Below are 13,839 nucleotides of genomic sequence, written 5' to 3' on the forward strand. Positions count from 1 at the left end.
TAAAATTGAAATCGCCAGCCTTGTAACCTTCAATAAGCTGAGAGTAGGATTATTAACGAAAAAAACATTACTATCTTTAAAGTATTGAGCGTATAATTTTTATCATTGATTAATTTATATTATTCTTTCTTTAAAGTACCTTTTTAATCCAAAGATAAGTCTATCTTAATGACTTACCAATCTATCTATGGACTAAAGACTGTACATTTCAGATAGCTGTTTTTATTCGAGGTAACTTTTATGCAATTTGCCGTTATTGGATTAGGTGTATTTGGTCGCGCTTGTGCATTAGAATTACAAAGTCTGGGCAACGAAGTGCTTGGCATTGATTTGGATGAAGATGAAGTTAGCAAGGTTAGTGACACCCTAGCTCATTCTGTCATCGCTGATGCCACTGATAGTGATACTTTAGAAGATCTCAATTTAAGACAGTTTGATGGGGTGATTGTCAGTATTGGTGATGATTTAGAAGCCAGCTTATTGTGCACACTAAACCTGATCAAATTACCAGTCAAAAACCTATGGGTAAAAGCCAAAACCGATGCTCATCACGATATTCTTGAAAGTCTGGGGGTAGAAAACATCATCCACCCAGAGCAGGATATGGGGGTCCGTATTGCACAGTCTATGGCCTATCCCATGATGAAGCAGTACCTATCTTTAGGTAATAAAGAATACTTAGTGCGTATAGATCTTCCTGAAAAAATAGGCTGTGTTAGTCTAAATAAAATTACTGATCGTAATCCAAACACCCGTTTAATTTTGATCGTTCGAGACGATGAAGTCATCCAAGACTTCTCTACAGATATGCTATTACAGCATCCCGATCGTCTGCTTTTTAAGGGTGGAATTAGTGAACTTAAATACTTGGCTAAAAAACTACTATCTCTAGAAAAATAATGTGCATAATAAAGTGCATAAATCGTTAAATACCTCACCTGATACTAAATCTGCAAATTAAGATATCGAGGAAAACGAGTGCAAACGCTACAAGTTGTAGGTTTAGCGAGTTTGACAAAGATAGGTTATTTTCAGTAAAGCTATTATTTAAGGTTATCAGCAGTAAAAGGTAATAACTATGCCAAAAAGAACAACTAATTTATTATCCTCTCCGCCCATTATTCTTGCAGTAGGATTTGTATTTTTAATCATTATCGGTTGTTGTTTACTCAAGCTTCCTTTATCAACGATAAAGCCTGTATCTTGGTTAGAAGCTACTTTTACTGCAACCTCGGCGGTTACCGTAACTGGCTTGGCAGTTGTAGATACCGCTAATTACACTACTTTTGGTCAGGTAGTCATAGCGACTTTGATTCAGTTTGGTGGGTTAGGCTTTATGACTTTTGCGGTATTTGCCTTTATAAGCTTACAACGAAAGCTTAATATAGCCAGTCAAAAAATTGCTCGTGAAGCTTTTGCCGAGACCAGCTTTGGTAAGATTACTTCAACTGCCAAGTCAGTGATTGGTATCTCACTTATTGTAGAGTTTATCGGCTTCGTTGCTTTGACTTTGTTTTTTATTCAAGAAATGCCTTGGTCAAAAGCTATGTATCATGGATTTTTCTACACCATTTCAGCTTTTAATAATGCTGGCTTCGCCTTATCAAGTGATAGCTTAGCGCCTTATGTTCATCATACTGGTATTAATATCACCATTACCTTCCTTATTATTATTGGCGGTCTTGGTTTTATAGTTATTAAAGATATGATCGATAATCGCAGTTGGACCAAAATCAGCGTCAATACCAAATTGGTATTGGTTACAACCCTAATTCTCAATCTTGTGGCATTTTTTTTGTTCTGGCTACTCGAACATAATAATCCTAATACTATTGGCAATTATAGTTTTGGCAATCAGCTCATTGCTTCTTGGTTTCAAGCCATCACTCCAAGAACTGCTGGCTTTAACACCATCCCCATAGATCAATTGACCGATGCCAGCACCCTATTAACTATGTTCTTAATGTTCATCGGGGGTGGCTCGGTTTCTACCGCCAGTGGTATCAAAATAGGGACTTTTGTCATTCTGATCTTAACCACCATTGCTTTTATACGCCAACGTGACGATGTCACTGTATTTGAACGGCGTATCCCAGATCGTTTGGTACGTAAGTCTTTGGCGTTGGTCAGTATTACCGTTATGCTTATTTTCTTTAGTGTCTTTATACTGTCTGTGGTCGAGGCCAATCACGCACTTGAAGACGTACTCTTTGAAGTGGTATCGGCATTAAGTACAGTAGGTTTATCACGTGGTATTACCCCAGAGTTAAGTCAGACAGGTGAAATAGTTATTATGTTTATGATGTTTACTGGACGGGTTGGACCCTTAACGTTAGCTTATCTGATTGCCATGCCAAAAAGCTCTCGAATTCATTATCCTGCAACCAATGTGCTGGTAGGCTAATGCATTCGCTAGGATATGCTGAGAACTGTCTTGGGTATTAAGCTTTCGTGGGTATTAAGTCGTTATAAAGGAGTATAAATACTACTCAGATTTATCCTTCTAAATCTTAAAGGAGTTACAGAATTAATGAAAAACTCAGTATTGACGGTGACGTTACTTATAGTCGGTATCGGTCTTACCAGCTGTGATGCTGTTGAGAAAGATCCCAATATCTTATATAGCGATGAACACAAAGACCCTATTAAAGAGCTTGAGATTGATAATATACCTAGTGAGGATATGCCGTTCCAAAAGCTATATTATGTACCGGTATATTCCAATATCTATGGTGATCAAGACAGTCCCAAAGTGATGTTATCTGCCACCTTAAGTATCCGTAATACCAGTTTAGACAACAGCATGTATATCACCAAAATTGATTATTACAATACCAAAGGCGATTATGTACGCCCCTATTTAAATAAATCGATTGAGTTGCCACCTATGGGGACTTTGAACTATATCGTTGAAAAGCTTGATGATACTGGTGGTGACGGGGCTAACTTTGTGGTGGCGATTGAAAGTGAGGCCAACAACATATCCCCTTTAATTGAAACCATTATGATTGGTACCTTTAGCAATAAGGCCTTTTCATTTACTAGTAATAGCGTTGAAATTGAAGACTCTAAAACGGATGCGTATTTTTAATCGGGGCAAAATAGGCGCTTAGAATAATTAAACTTACTACTTTATGCGTCGAGATGACTAAAAACAGTCTCTATCAGTTCCGTAAATGAAGGCCATACAGCCCCAAGTTTTAGATTAAAAAAATGGGACGCATAACCAAAAAACACAACCAAAAAAAACACGACTTAGGTATTAAACTAAATCCCATAAGTCGTGTTTATTATTGATACCCTGTTATTAGGTATCTTTTATTTATTAGTTATTAGTTCATAGCCTGTTGTTAATTGCCTCATTAACCCATTAAAAAGAACCATTAACAAGGATACTCTGCATTACTACGGCTGTAATACCACCAAGTCAGTACTATACAGAGCACATAATAAATAACAAGTGCGATAAAAGTACCATAAACTCCTAAACCTGAACCAAACATCTTAGGAATAAAAAAAGCACCATAAGCTGCAATTGCCGAAGTAAACCCAACCACAGCCGCAGACTCTTTACGTATCTCAACGAACAATGGCTCAGTACCTATTCTATCAGGATGTTCACGTTCAAGTACGGTACGGAAAATAACTGGAATCATACGGAAAGTAGAACCATTACCAATACCTGTGGTGACAAACAGCACCATAAATGAAATTAAATAACCAATAAAACTACCTTCACGAGTTTCACTTGGTAAGAAATACATCACTGCTGCCACAGCAAGCATCATGATCACAAAGTTCCAAAATGTAACACGAGCACCACCTAATTTATCAGCAATCCAACCACCTGCTGGGCGGAATAACGCACCGACTAAAGGCCCTAAGAATGCAAACTGTAAGGCACTCACTTCTGGGAATGCATTTTTGATTAACATGGGGAATGCCGCTGAGAAGCCAATAAACGAGCCGAAAGTTGCCATATAAAGCACACACATAATCCAGTTATGTTTGCGTTTAAAAATGACCGCTTGATCCTTAAATGAGGCCTTTGCTGAAGCAATATCATTCATCAAGAACCAAGCCGCTATTGAAACCAAAGCAATGAAAGGCACCCAGATAAAGCCTGCGTTTTGTAAATATAAGGTTTTGCCTGATGTGGTAATCTGAGGTGCGCCACCAAGTGCGCCAAATAGCCCTACTCCAATCACTAACGGAATTAAAAACTGCATGACCGACACGCCAAGGTTGCCCAAACCAGCATTTAAACCCAATGCTGTGCCTTGTTTTTCTTTAGGATAGAAAAAGGAGATATTTGACATCGATGATGCGAAGTTACCGCCACCAAAACCACAAAGCAACGCAATAATGACAAATACCGTAAAGGGTGTGCTGGTGTCTTGTACTGCCAAACCCATCCATAACGCAGGTATTACTAGTGATGCAGTAGAAATAGCCGTCCAGCGGCGACCACCAAAAATTGGCACCATAAATGAATAAAAGATACGCAGCGTTGCGCCCGATAAACCCGGTAGCGCTGCTAACCAGAACAATTGCCCCTGATCAAAGTCGAAGCCAATCTCTGGCAAATTAACAATAACCGCACTCCACACCATCCACACCGCAAAAGCCAGTAGCAAGGCTGGAATAGATACCCATAAATTACGACTGGCGACCTGCTTACCCCCATTCTCCCAGAAGTCTTCTTCTTCAGGGTGCCATTGTTGAATGACCTTACCGCCTTTTAGCGCCTCTTTGTTACTCATAGTTCCCTGCCTCATAATTCGTAGCTTTGATTTGAAATTTAATAGCCTGCTGGCACACCAGCTACAATAAATTTATGTCAGCACTAACAGTAAGGGATTATGTGGTTTATTCCTATGCGTATATGGGTTTACACCAGTAGCTTAGTGGGAGTAAGTACAGCTAACCAAAGATGACTACCTCTTTGGTAGTATTATCATTAAATGAGATAGTGTTATTCTAGGCGCAGCTAAACAATTGTTTATATTTCGTTTATTTCAAGATCGATGCCCTTATGCTAAAAACTATCAGCAACATGCTCTCTGATTCACTGCCCACCCGTGCTTGGCTGGCAGTGATTACTGTTACCTTTTTGTTTTTGATGTCAGCTATTAGTAGTGGCTATTTGGCATGGGTATCACAAGAAGATGCCAGAGCTGTGAATACAGCTGGCTCTATCAGAATGGCCACGTATCGTGTTAACTTTTTATTGGCATCAGACTTCCAATATCCTGACTTTATTGATCTGACCGATGACAACTTTGATAGCAAACAACCAGAAGACTCACGTCTATATCATGAGCAAGCTATCGACTATCTCATCAAAGACATGCAGCGCCGCCTAAATGACTTATATCAATATCAAAGCAGTCACAAAAACAACGACTTTGAGATAGACCAACAGCTTAAGAAAATTGATCATCAGTGGCAAACGGTATTACAGCCAGCACTGGCAGCTCAAGATATGAATAGCTTCTACCAAGCCTCTTTAACCTATATTTTTGACGTTGACAATCTGGCCAATCAGCTCCAGTATCGTAATGAACAACGCCAAAAGTGGCAGCAGATTTTGCAGTTTTTGTCATTAATTTTGGCAGTATTAGTCATGCTTGCCGGACTTATAGAACTCAAACAAAAGGTACTCAGACCAGTAAATTCGCTGATAAAAGCAACCAAAGAGTTTCAGCGTGGTCATTTAGACAGTCGTATTCCTGCCAGCGGCTATCGTGAATTTAATAGCCTGGCAGTCTCTTTCAACGACATGGCCGCCACCATAGACTCTTATCAAAAGTCACTGGAACAAGAAGTGGCTGTTAAAACTGCAAACTTAATACAAGCCAATCAGGTGCTGTCACTACTATATGACTTTGCTCGTCACCTCACCACAGAACAAGTGGGTCTCACCCGACTTAACCACCTTATTTCAGACTTTGAGGCGATTATTCCAGGTATTAATTTAACGCTCTGCTTGCAATATGATGCATTAGACAGCAAGGACTCCATTGCAATACATGGGAACAAAATTAGTGAAATCTGTGCGTCAAACACCTGCGACTCCTGCCATGTCAATCTAGCTAAAGCGATTAAAAGCTATCCCGTTGCGCATCGTGACATTCTGTTTGGTGAGCTTCGAGTGCGTGCAACCGCTCCCACAGTGACAGAGGATCCAAACAAAATACCTTTGGTGGATGAAACCACAGTATTTGATAACTCCACAACAGACCACCCTACACCTAAAAACAAGCTAAACCCGACTGAAATAGACCCTATTGCCATCAACAATGAGGCCCTCATTGCTTTAACCAACTTAATCAGCACTGCTATGTTTTTGGTACAACAGCGTCAGCATGAGCACCAGATTATTTTATTAGAAGAGCGTGCTACCATTGCTCGTGAGCTGCATGACTCGCTGGCACAGTCTTTGTCGTATCTAAAAATTCAGGTTGCCATTTTGGAAAAAAGACTTGATAGCACCCACTGTACCAGTCCGGAATATGCAGCCCTGACTGAGTCTATTGTTAAGATTAAAGATGGCTTAAACTCAGCCTATCAGCACTTGCGAGACTTGCTAGTAACGTTTCGCTTAAGTTTAGATGATGATAGCTTTGACGAGGCACTGCACAACTCGGTACAAGAGTTTGCTGAAAAAGGGGGCTTTAACTATCATATTAACAATCAAGTGATGTCATTGAACTTAAGCGCTTCAGAGCAAGTGAACATCATTCAAATTGTGCGAGAGGCGTTATCAAATATCTGTCGTCACTCTCAGGCCAGTGAAGTTGCTGTCAATTTTCAGTATGTTTCTAACAACAGTAATGAAACCATCCTAACCATTGCTGATAATGGTGTCGGTATTCACCAAGAGGTTGATCAGACCCACCATCACGGCCTAATGATTATGCAAGAAAGGGCAAACAGCTTAAATGGGCAGTTCCAAATTACCGAGAACCAGCCTCAAGGTACAATTATTACCATCCGCTTTACCCCTGCATTCTTTCAGCATGAAACTAATGAATAATTACTTAACATAACTGCTCGGTATTTAGATATCAGTATTTAGGTATTAGATATCGGTACTTAGACCAACGCTTTTGACAACTTAATTTGTGAGATTTTATGACAACCACGGTATATACCCAAAGCTCTCCTGCCAAAATCCTACTGGTCGATGATCACCCCATGCTGCGACGTGGCTTGGTAGACCTTCTAAGCCTTGAGCCTGATTTTAAGGTTGTTGCAGACTTCAGTAGCGGCGAAGAAGCCATAGAGTTTTTGGCTAATAACGAAGTAGATTTGATGGTTCTGGACCAAAAGATGCCAGGACTGTCTGGTATTGAAACAGTACAAAAAATTCGTGATAAAGGAGATCAAACTAAAGTTTTAATGTTCACTGTATCTGACAGTGGTGAGGACATTCATGATGCTCTCAAACTTGGTGTGAATGGTTATCTGTTAAAAGACATGCAGCCTGAGCAAGTGGCATTAGATATTCGTAAGGCTTTACGAGGTGAATTGGTGGTCAGCTCAAGACTTGCCGCTGTATTAGCGCAAGCGCTACGCACACCAAGCATCAATGATATCGTTAGCAACCTAACTGCCAGAGAGCTACAAGTTGTAAAAATGATTGCCAAAGGACTGAGCAACAAAATGATAGGCAATGAGCTAGGTATATCAGAGTCCACCGTCAAAGTTCATGTAAAGCATATCTTAAATAAGACCAATTTACGCACTCGTGTGGATGTGGCCGTATGGGCTGTCAATAACTTAGGCTAATTAATGGCACTCTACTGCTAACCTACTGCCAATCTAGTGTTAATTCAATCTAGTATTAATCTAGTGTTAATTTGCCTATAAATAAACACCCTATTCAATGCTAACCGCTTAAGCAATTGACATAAAAAAGCCCCTATCCAGAAATAATGCTAGGGGCTTTTCTGCTGATGCTTACTGAGCTTTTATTCAATCATATTCGCAGCGTTAAGCGGTTATTCATGTGGTTGTGCATTACCATCATATTACTGGGCACGATTTTCTGCTTCAGCCAACTCGATATCTACTGATGACATCTTGTACTCATCACCGAAAGCATCTTCAGGCTCATCAAGCCAAAAGTAGCACACCAGCCAAGCAATAAAAGCACCGCCAGCAATGATATAAAAGAATTGGTTTGGCTCAACAAAGGTATATAAAAACAAGTAGAAAACTGCACCCACGTTACCATAAGCACCTGCCATACCAGATATTTGACCGGTCAAACGGCGCTTGATAGATGGAATAATACCAAAGGTTGCACCCTCTGCCCCTTGCACAAATACCGAACAACCAATGGTAAACACAACCGCAATAAATAATGGCCAGCTAGCATTTAACAATCCCATTAACGCAAAGCCTATGCCAATACCAAACATATAAATGAGCATCACCAAGCGTCTGTTACCTACTTTATCTGAAATATAGCCACCCAAAGGACGTGCCCATAAGTTTACAAACGCAAAAGTTGAGGCAATCAGACCAGCCGCCGTAGGATCAAGCTTCCAAGTGGTGGCAAAGAACATGGGTAGCATAGACACCACTGCCAGCTCTGCACCAAAGTTGGCGAAGTAAGAGACATTCAGCGCTGCTACCGACTTAAAGGGGTATTTATCATCTTCAGGAATACCCGCTTTTAGCATAGGAACATTCACTCTCAATGCTTTATAAATCTGATATACCACGACTAAGGCTATCACTGCATAACAAACAAGCGCCCCAGTTTGATTTAAAAAGCCCATGGCTTGAGTGCGATAAACTAAAACTCCTAAGATGCCATAAAGCGGTATGGTAAATAAGCAGTACAGCCACAAGTCGCGCCAAGTTGACACCTCTAAAGCACCTGCCTTTCTAGATTTTTTATGAGTGTCTGCCGTTGGGCCATCAGTTATCAAAAACCAATAAGCCACACCGTATAAGGCCATCAATAATCCAGATAGTGCGATTGCCCAGCGCCAGCCATCAGGTCCACCAAAAAACTGTAATGCCACTGTCGGAATGGTAATGGCTGCAGCGGCTGAACCAAAATTACCCCATCCAGCATAAAACCCTTCAGCAAAACCAATATCTTTTGGCTTAAACCACAGTGCAGTCATGTGAATACCAACCACAAACCCAGCCCCAACAATCGACATAAACAAGCGCGCAACAAACAGTTGCATTGCTGAGCTACCAAAAGCAAAAAACCAAGTCGGTATCGCCATGATAACCATCAATACTGAAAATACACGTCGTGGCCCAAATCTATCTAACGCCATACCGACCACAACCCGCCCTGGTATGGTTAAGGCTACGTTGGCAATCAAAAACAACTTTATATGCTCTGGCGTCAAAAAGTCTTCGGCCTCAAGCATCAAAGTTGCAAGAGGTGCCATATTAAACCAGACATAGAAGGTTAGAAAAAAAGCAATCCAGGTGTAATGCAGCGCCCTAATATCACGGCGTTCAATCTCAAGCAGCTCTTTGGCATGCATGATATACCTCCTCTAAATAAGGACGTGGCAGTCAAATGCAGTATGAGATACTTATCTATCATTTGACACGTCCATTAATCATTTAAAGTCACTATATCAAGCTGTTTATTTGTAACCTATTGAGCAAAAGCAGTATAAATTTCACACCCATACTACTTATGGGGGATTGGTTTTTTTGTTGATGTTAAATATCAGCTTCTAGTACTTGGTCGATGTATCACCTCACCATTTTCTTTTTCAAACTCAGAAACTGCATTATCACCTAAAACAGAAAATATCTGCTCTAAAGGACGACACAACACAGCGCCTTTATCAGTAATGACTATGGGACGATTGATTAAAACTGGGTGAGTCACCATAGCACCTATCAACTCATCTTCTGTCAAGTTTAAATCATCGAGCCCTAATTCACTATAAACCGTTTCTTTGCTACGTATCAAATCACGTGCTGTTAACCCCATCTTCGATAACAGTTGGGCTAACTGTGTTGCAGTCGGTGGTTGCTTCAAATACTCAACTATTTCTGGCTGTTCACCAGATGCTTTTAGTAGTGCAACTGCATTACGTGAGGTACTACATTTTGGGTTATGCCAAACAATAACGGACATAAAAAACTCCTTAACAAACCAAAGTAAATTACCGTAAAAACTAGGGTCTATTGAATATTAATCTTCATAGGGAAAATTTAGCCTGTTTTTGCACGAAAATGAAATTATTCCTTAAACCTAAACGGCCACTGATCCTATGTGGTGAATGTTCAACAAACCCTACTTATTTCGCTTTTATTAATTAACAAAAAAGGAACAAATTTGCCTGTAAAATATTGTTGATAATGATTATCATTTTTAGGGTGAATTTGGGTATAATATCATACTCTCAATGTTGTATTTTTATCGATACATATTTTAAAACATAGTTTTCTAGCATAAAGCTATTTTAAAAATGAGGTCTTATGTTTAACTTATCATCATATTCTAACTGGTCACTGCCCTCCTCTACCACTGCCAAAAAAACCAAATCACTACTATTGACCCTGCTTGTGAGTAGTGCATTGATTGCCTGCTCTCCAAAAGATAACACCAATAGTCAAGATACTGAGGCGCAGCCAGATAATAGCGTACAAAGTACAGAAACCATAGACACAGATACAAACCCTGAGCAGGCGACGGTCACGATAGATACAGCCCGCGGCCCGATAGAAATGGACATCAACCCAAGTCCTATAGCAGTATATGACATGACTTTGTTACAGGACTTAGCAGCATTGGAAGTCCCAGTACAAGGCATGCCTACCAATTTACACCTAGACAACCTTGAAGCAGCTGGTGCTACCGATAACGTCAAAGTGGGCACAGTTTTTGAGCCGGATATGGAAACGCTAAACCAATTACAACCTCAAGCCATTTTAGTGGGCTCACGCATGGCGGAGAAATTCGACAGCTTAAGCAGTATGGCACCAACTTTAGATATGACGATTGATACCGCTAATATTTATCAATCCAGTATGCAGCGTTTAACTGACCTTGGTAAATTGTTTGACAAGCAAGATAAAGCTGAGCAATTACGAAAAGATATCGATAATGCGATCGCCAAAGCAAAAGCGGCCAGTGAAGGCAAGGGCAATGGGCTGGTAATATTGGTAAATGGCAACAAAATCTCAGCTTATGGTAAAGACTCACGCTACGGTTTCTTACATAACGATTTTGGTATTCCTGCTGCTGATACCAATATTAAAGAAGCTCGACACGGTCAACCAATCTCGTTTGAATACTTACAAAAAACAGACCCTGACTGGTTATTTGTCCTCGATAGAACCTCTGCTATTGGTCAAGAAGGCGTAGGTGCTGCAGAAGTTCTAGACAATCCTTTAATCCATGAAACCAAAGCTTGGAAAAACCAACACATTGTATATTTGAGCCCAGACTCTTACCTTGCTTTCGGCGGTTATTATCAGTGGTTAAAAGATGCACAAACCATTATCGATAATTTAGGTAAAGCTGAAAAGGTAGCTTCTTAATTAAATTATTAGGCCTGGATTTAATTAACAAGTCTTGATCAAATTATTAAGGCTTGATTCAATCATTGCCTGTTTATAATTGGCTCTTTATCAAAGTGTTGTCTTGCTATGTTGTTTAAAAATCGTACCACACCTGTAGCCGCCAAGTTTCCTTGGCTTACGCCAACAGTGCTAAATGTCTTAAGCTTTGTATTATTGACAGCTTTAGTTTTAACCAGTCTTTCACTGGGTGTGGCTGATTTTTCGTGGCAAGGATTATGGCAAGCACTAACGCAACAAGCCGACAGCAGTGATTTACAGCTGCTGTTGGTGAGCCGTCTACCCCGAACTATTGCCATAATTTTGACAGGGGCCTCTTTAGCAGTGGCGGGGATGATTTTGCAAGTGGTATTAAAAAACCGCTTTGTAGATCCCTCGATGGTGGGGGCCACTCAAGGGGCAGGACTGGGTTTATTGTTAGTAAGCTTGTACTTACCTTCAGGCAGTCTTATTACCAAAATGCTATTGGCCACAGTTTGTGCCATTTTAGGCATGATACTGTTTATGCGTCTGATCAAATACTTGCCTGCCACGGACATCTTAATGGTGCCTTTAGTAGGCATTGTCTTTGGTGGCATTATCGAAGCAATTACCACTTTTATTGCCTATCAAACCGAATCTTTACAGCTATTATCGGTATGGCGTTTTGGAGATTTCTCTACTATTCTAGCCGGTCGTTATGAGCTGCTATATATAACTGCGGCTTTAGCATTTATTGCCTACTTACTGGCTGACAAGCTCACCATAGTGGGTTTGGGTGATGCCATTGCCATTAACCTTGGCGTAAATCAACGGGCCATGACTTGGTTTGTCATTCTCACCGTAGCTATGATCAGTGCTGTGGTAGTGGTGACCGTAGGGGCCATTCCTTTTGTTGGTTTGGTTGTGCCCAATATCATAAGCCGCTTAATGGGCGATAGATTAAGACGCTGCTTGCCAGCTGTGGCCTTACTGGGTTCTAGCTTAGTTCTACTGTGTGATGTCATCGGACGTGGTATCCGCTACCCTTATGAAGTTCCTGTTGCTACCGTCTTTGGTGTGGTCGGTGCAGCTGTCTTTTTATGGCTTTTATTACGTAAGCCTAAGCCTGCTGCCAAGCTGAGCTAATCCTACTGGGCGTATTTTATAGAAAATACTGTTAACAACCGATATGTTCAATTTTTTTTCTAATTTGGTTTTCTAATTTGGTTTTCTTATATAGTGCTTTTGATATGAGTTTATTTAACACCGCTTCTTCCCATGAATTATCTATCAAACCAAGCCTAGTATGGAGCAAGCCGGTGTGGATCCTATTTATATTATTGGTGCTTAGCTCTACCCTTTTTATGACCCTAAATGCCAATAATAATTGGGATTTCGTTTTGCCATTTCGGGGCCAGAAGCTGCTCGCTTTGATGATTGTTGGTTATTGCATTGGTGTTTCTACCTTGCTATTTCAAAGCTTAACCCATAACCCTATTTTAACCCCTTCCCTTTTGGGTTTTGACTCCTTATATGTGCTCATTCAAAGCTTATTGATATTCTTTTTGGGAACCGTAAATGTTTTAACCCACCAACCTTTACTTAAATTTGCAATAGAGGTTGTTTTAATGGTGGGTGCCTCCTTATTACTGTTTAGACTTCTATTTACTCGGACCGATCACTCATTATCAAGGTTAATATTGGTGGGGATAATTTTTGGGGTATTATTTAGAAGTTTATCAAGTTTGATAGCCCGTTTAATTAGCCCTGAAGACTTTGTGGTTGTCCAAGCCGCCAGTTTTGCCCAATTTAATACCATCAATACAGAAATGATGACCATAAGCCTAATCATTTGCTTGATAAGTGCTTTTCTGATTTGGCGTTGGCGCTTTGCAGTAGATGTGCTTATGTTGGGCCGTAATGAGGCGATTGGATTAGGGATAAATTATCAACAACTTTCCCTAAAACTGTTAGTGGTTATTGCCATACTAGTAGCCACAGCCACTGCCTTTGTAGGCCCTATTGTTTTTTTGGGTTTATTGGTCTGTGCTTTAACCAATCGTATTAGCGATAGCATGTATCACAGTGAACGTATCATGTTAGTGAGCCTGGTTTCTATGACTACCTTGGTGTTGGGTCAAACTTTATTTGAGCAGGTGTTGGGTATGGCTGGTGTTCTATCCGTTGTTATTGAGTTATTAGGTGGCTTAATTTTTATTGGTTTGATCCTAAAGCAATATAATAAAAACTATGTAGCAACCTAACTTTTCTATCTTTAGATAATTACCAAACTTAGAT

General features: G+C 40.2%; 11 protein-coding genes. 8 read left to right on the plus strand and 3 right to left on the minus strand.

What is annotated here, in order from left to right:
* Positions 1 to 240 precede the first annotated feature (240 nt).
* The 3 genes from H140_RS0108495 to H140_RS14295 all read left to right on the plus strand — a co-directional run bounded on the left by H140_RS0108495 (position 241) and on the right by H140_RS14295 (position 3,091).
* Positions 241 to 900 carry a potassium channel family protein gene (locus H140_RS0108495; RefSeq protein ID WP_019673232.1) on the plus strand — a complete coding sequence of 220 codons (660 nt, stop codon included), beginning with the start codon at positions 241 to 243 and terminating at the stop codon, positions 898 to 900.
* A 178-nt stretch (positions 901 to 1,078) separates the two neighbouring features.
* The gene (locus H140_RS0108500) at positions 1,079 to 2,404 is read left to right on the plus strand and encodes a TrkH family potassium uptake protein (protein ID WP_019673233.1); all 1,326 of its coding nucleotides are present in this window, start codon (positions 1,079 to 1,081) and stop codon (positions 2,402 to 2,404) included.
* A gap of 126 nt (positions 2,405 to 2,530) precedes the next feature.
* A complete protein-coding gene (locus H140_RS14295) occupies positions 2,531 to 3,091 on the plus strand; it encodes a DUF3124 domain-containing protein (protein WP_019673234.1) in 561 nt (186 codons plus the stop codon).
* A gap of 292 nt (positions 3,092 to 3,383) precedes the next feature.
* On the opposite strand, the gene H140_RS0108510 is transcribed toward H140_RS14295, so the two are convergent.
* Complete coding sequence (locus tag H140_RS0108510; RefSeq protein ID WP_019673235.1) at positions 3,384 to 4,763, minus strand: NarK family nitrate/nitrite MFS transporter; 1,380 nt, start codon at positions 4,761 to 4,763, stop codon at positions 3,384 to 3,386.
* Positions 4,764 to 5,035: 272 nt separating this feature from the next.
* Between H140_RS0108510 and H140_RS0108515 the strand changes: the two genes are divergently transcribed.
* A complete protein-coding gene (locus H140_RS0108515; protein WP_019673236.1) occupies positions 5,036 to 7,039 on the plus strand; it encodes a histidine kinase in 2,004 nt (667 codons plus the stop codon).
* A gap of 98 nt (positions 7,040 to 7,137) precedes the next feature.
* A complete protein-coding gene (locus H140_RS0108520; RefSeq protein WP_019673237.1) occupies positions 7,138 to 7,794 on the plus strand; it encodes a response regulator in 657 nt (218 codons plus the stop codon).
* A gap of 242 nt (positions 7,795 to 8,036) precedes the next feature.
* On the opposite strand, the gene H140_RS0108525 is transcribed toward H140_RS0108520, so the two are convergent.
* Positions 8,037 to 9,524 carry an MFS transporter gene (locus tag H140_RS0108525; protein WP_019673238.1) on the minus strand — a complete coding sequence of 496 codons (1,488 nt, stop codon included), beginning with the start codon at positions 9,522 to 9,524 and terminating at the stop codon, positions 8,037 to 8,039.
* A 191-nt stretch (positions 9,525 to 9,715) separates the two neighbouring features.
* Positions 9,716 to 10,132, minus strand: coding sequence for an arsenate reductase (glutaredoxin) (gene arsC, locus H140_RS0108530; protein ID WP_019673239.1), 417 nt, complete (start codon positions 10,130 to 10,132; stop codon positions 9,716 to 9,718).
* Between the two features lie 344 nt (positions 10,133 to 10,476).
* Between arsC and H140_RS0108535 the strand changes: the two genes are divergently transcribed.
* The 3 genes from H140_RS0108535 (at position 10,477) to H140_RS0108545 (ending at position 13,805) form a co-directional block, all read left to right on the plus strand.
* Positions 10,477 to 11,541 carry a siderophore ABC transporter substrate-binding protein gene (locus tag H140_RS0108535; RefSeq protein WP_019673240.1) on the plus strand — a complete coding sequence of 355 codons (1,065 nt, stop codon included), beginning with the start codon at positions 10,477 to 10,479 and terminating at the stop codon, positions 11,539 to 11,541.
* A gap of 108 nt (positions 11,542 to 11,649) precedes the next feature.
* Complete coding sequence (locus H140_RS0108540) at positions 11,650 to 12,687, plus strand: ABC transporter permease (RefSeq protein WP_019673241.1); 1,038 nt, start codon at positions 11,650 to 11,652, stop codon at positions 12,685 to 12,687.
* Positions 12,688 to 12,905: 218 nt separating this feature from the next.
* Positions 12,906 to 13,805, plus strand: a complete 900-nt coding sequence (locus H140_RS0108545; protein WP_227672916.1) for an iron chelate uptake ABC transporter family permease subunit — start codon at positions 12,906 to 12,908, stop codon at positions 13,803 to 13,805.
* The last annotated feature ends 34 nt before the right edge of the window (positions 13,806 to 13,839 follow it).

It is taken from the genome of Psychrobacter lutiphocae DSM 21542 (assembly GCF_000382145.1).
Classification (GTDB): Bacteria; Pseudomonadota; Gammaproteobacteria; order Pseudomonadales; family Moraxellaceae; genus Psychrobacter; species Psychrobacter lutiphocae.

Coding starts and splice junctions, on each gene's coding strand:
- H140_RS0108515 (WP_019673236.1), top strand. CDS start 5,036: ATGCTAAAAACTATCAGCAACATGCTCTCTGATTCACTGCCCACCCGT.
- H140_RS14295 (WP_019673234.1), top strand. CDS start 2,531: ATGAAAAACTCAGTATTGACGGTGACGTTACTTATAGTCGGTATCGGT.
- arsC (WP_019673239.1), bottom strand. CDS start 10,132: ATGTCCGTTATTGTTTGGCATAACCCAAAATGTAGTACCTCACGTAAT.
- H140_RS0108520 (WP_019673237.1), top strand. CDS start 7,138: ATGACAACCACGGTATATACCCAAAGCTCTCCTGCCAAAATCCTACTG.
- H140_RS0108500 (WP_019673233.1), top strand. CDS start 1,079: ATGCCAAAAAGAACAACTAATTTATTATCCTCTCCGCCCATTATTCTT.
- H140_RS0108495 (WP_019673232.1), top strand. CDS start 241: ATGCAATTTGCCGTTATTGGATTAGGTGTATTTGGTCGCGCTTGTGCA.
- H140_RS0108545 (WP_227672916.1), top strand. CDS start 12,906: ATGACCCTAAATGCCAATAATAATTGGGATTTCGTTTTGCCATTTCGG.
- H140_RS0108525 (WP_019673238.1), bottom strand. CDS start 9,524: ATGCATGCCAAAGAGCTGCTTGAGATTGAACGCCGTGATATTAGGGCG.
- H140_RS0108540 (WP_019673241.1), top strand. CDS start 11,650: ATGTTGTTTAAAAATCGTACCACACCTGTAGCCGCCAAGTTTCCTTGG.
- H140_RS0108535 (WP_019673240.1), top strand. CDS start 10,477: ATGTTTAACTTATCATCATATTCTAACTGGTCACTGCCCTCCTCTACC.
- H140_RS0108510 (WP_019673235.1), bottom strand. CDS start 4,763: ATGAGTAACAAAGAGGCGCTAAAAGGCGGTAAGGTCATTCAACAATGG.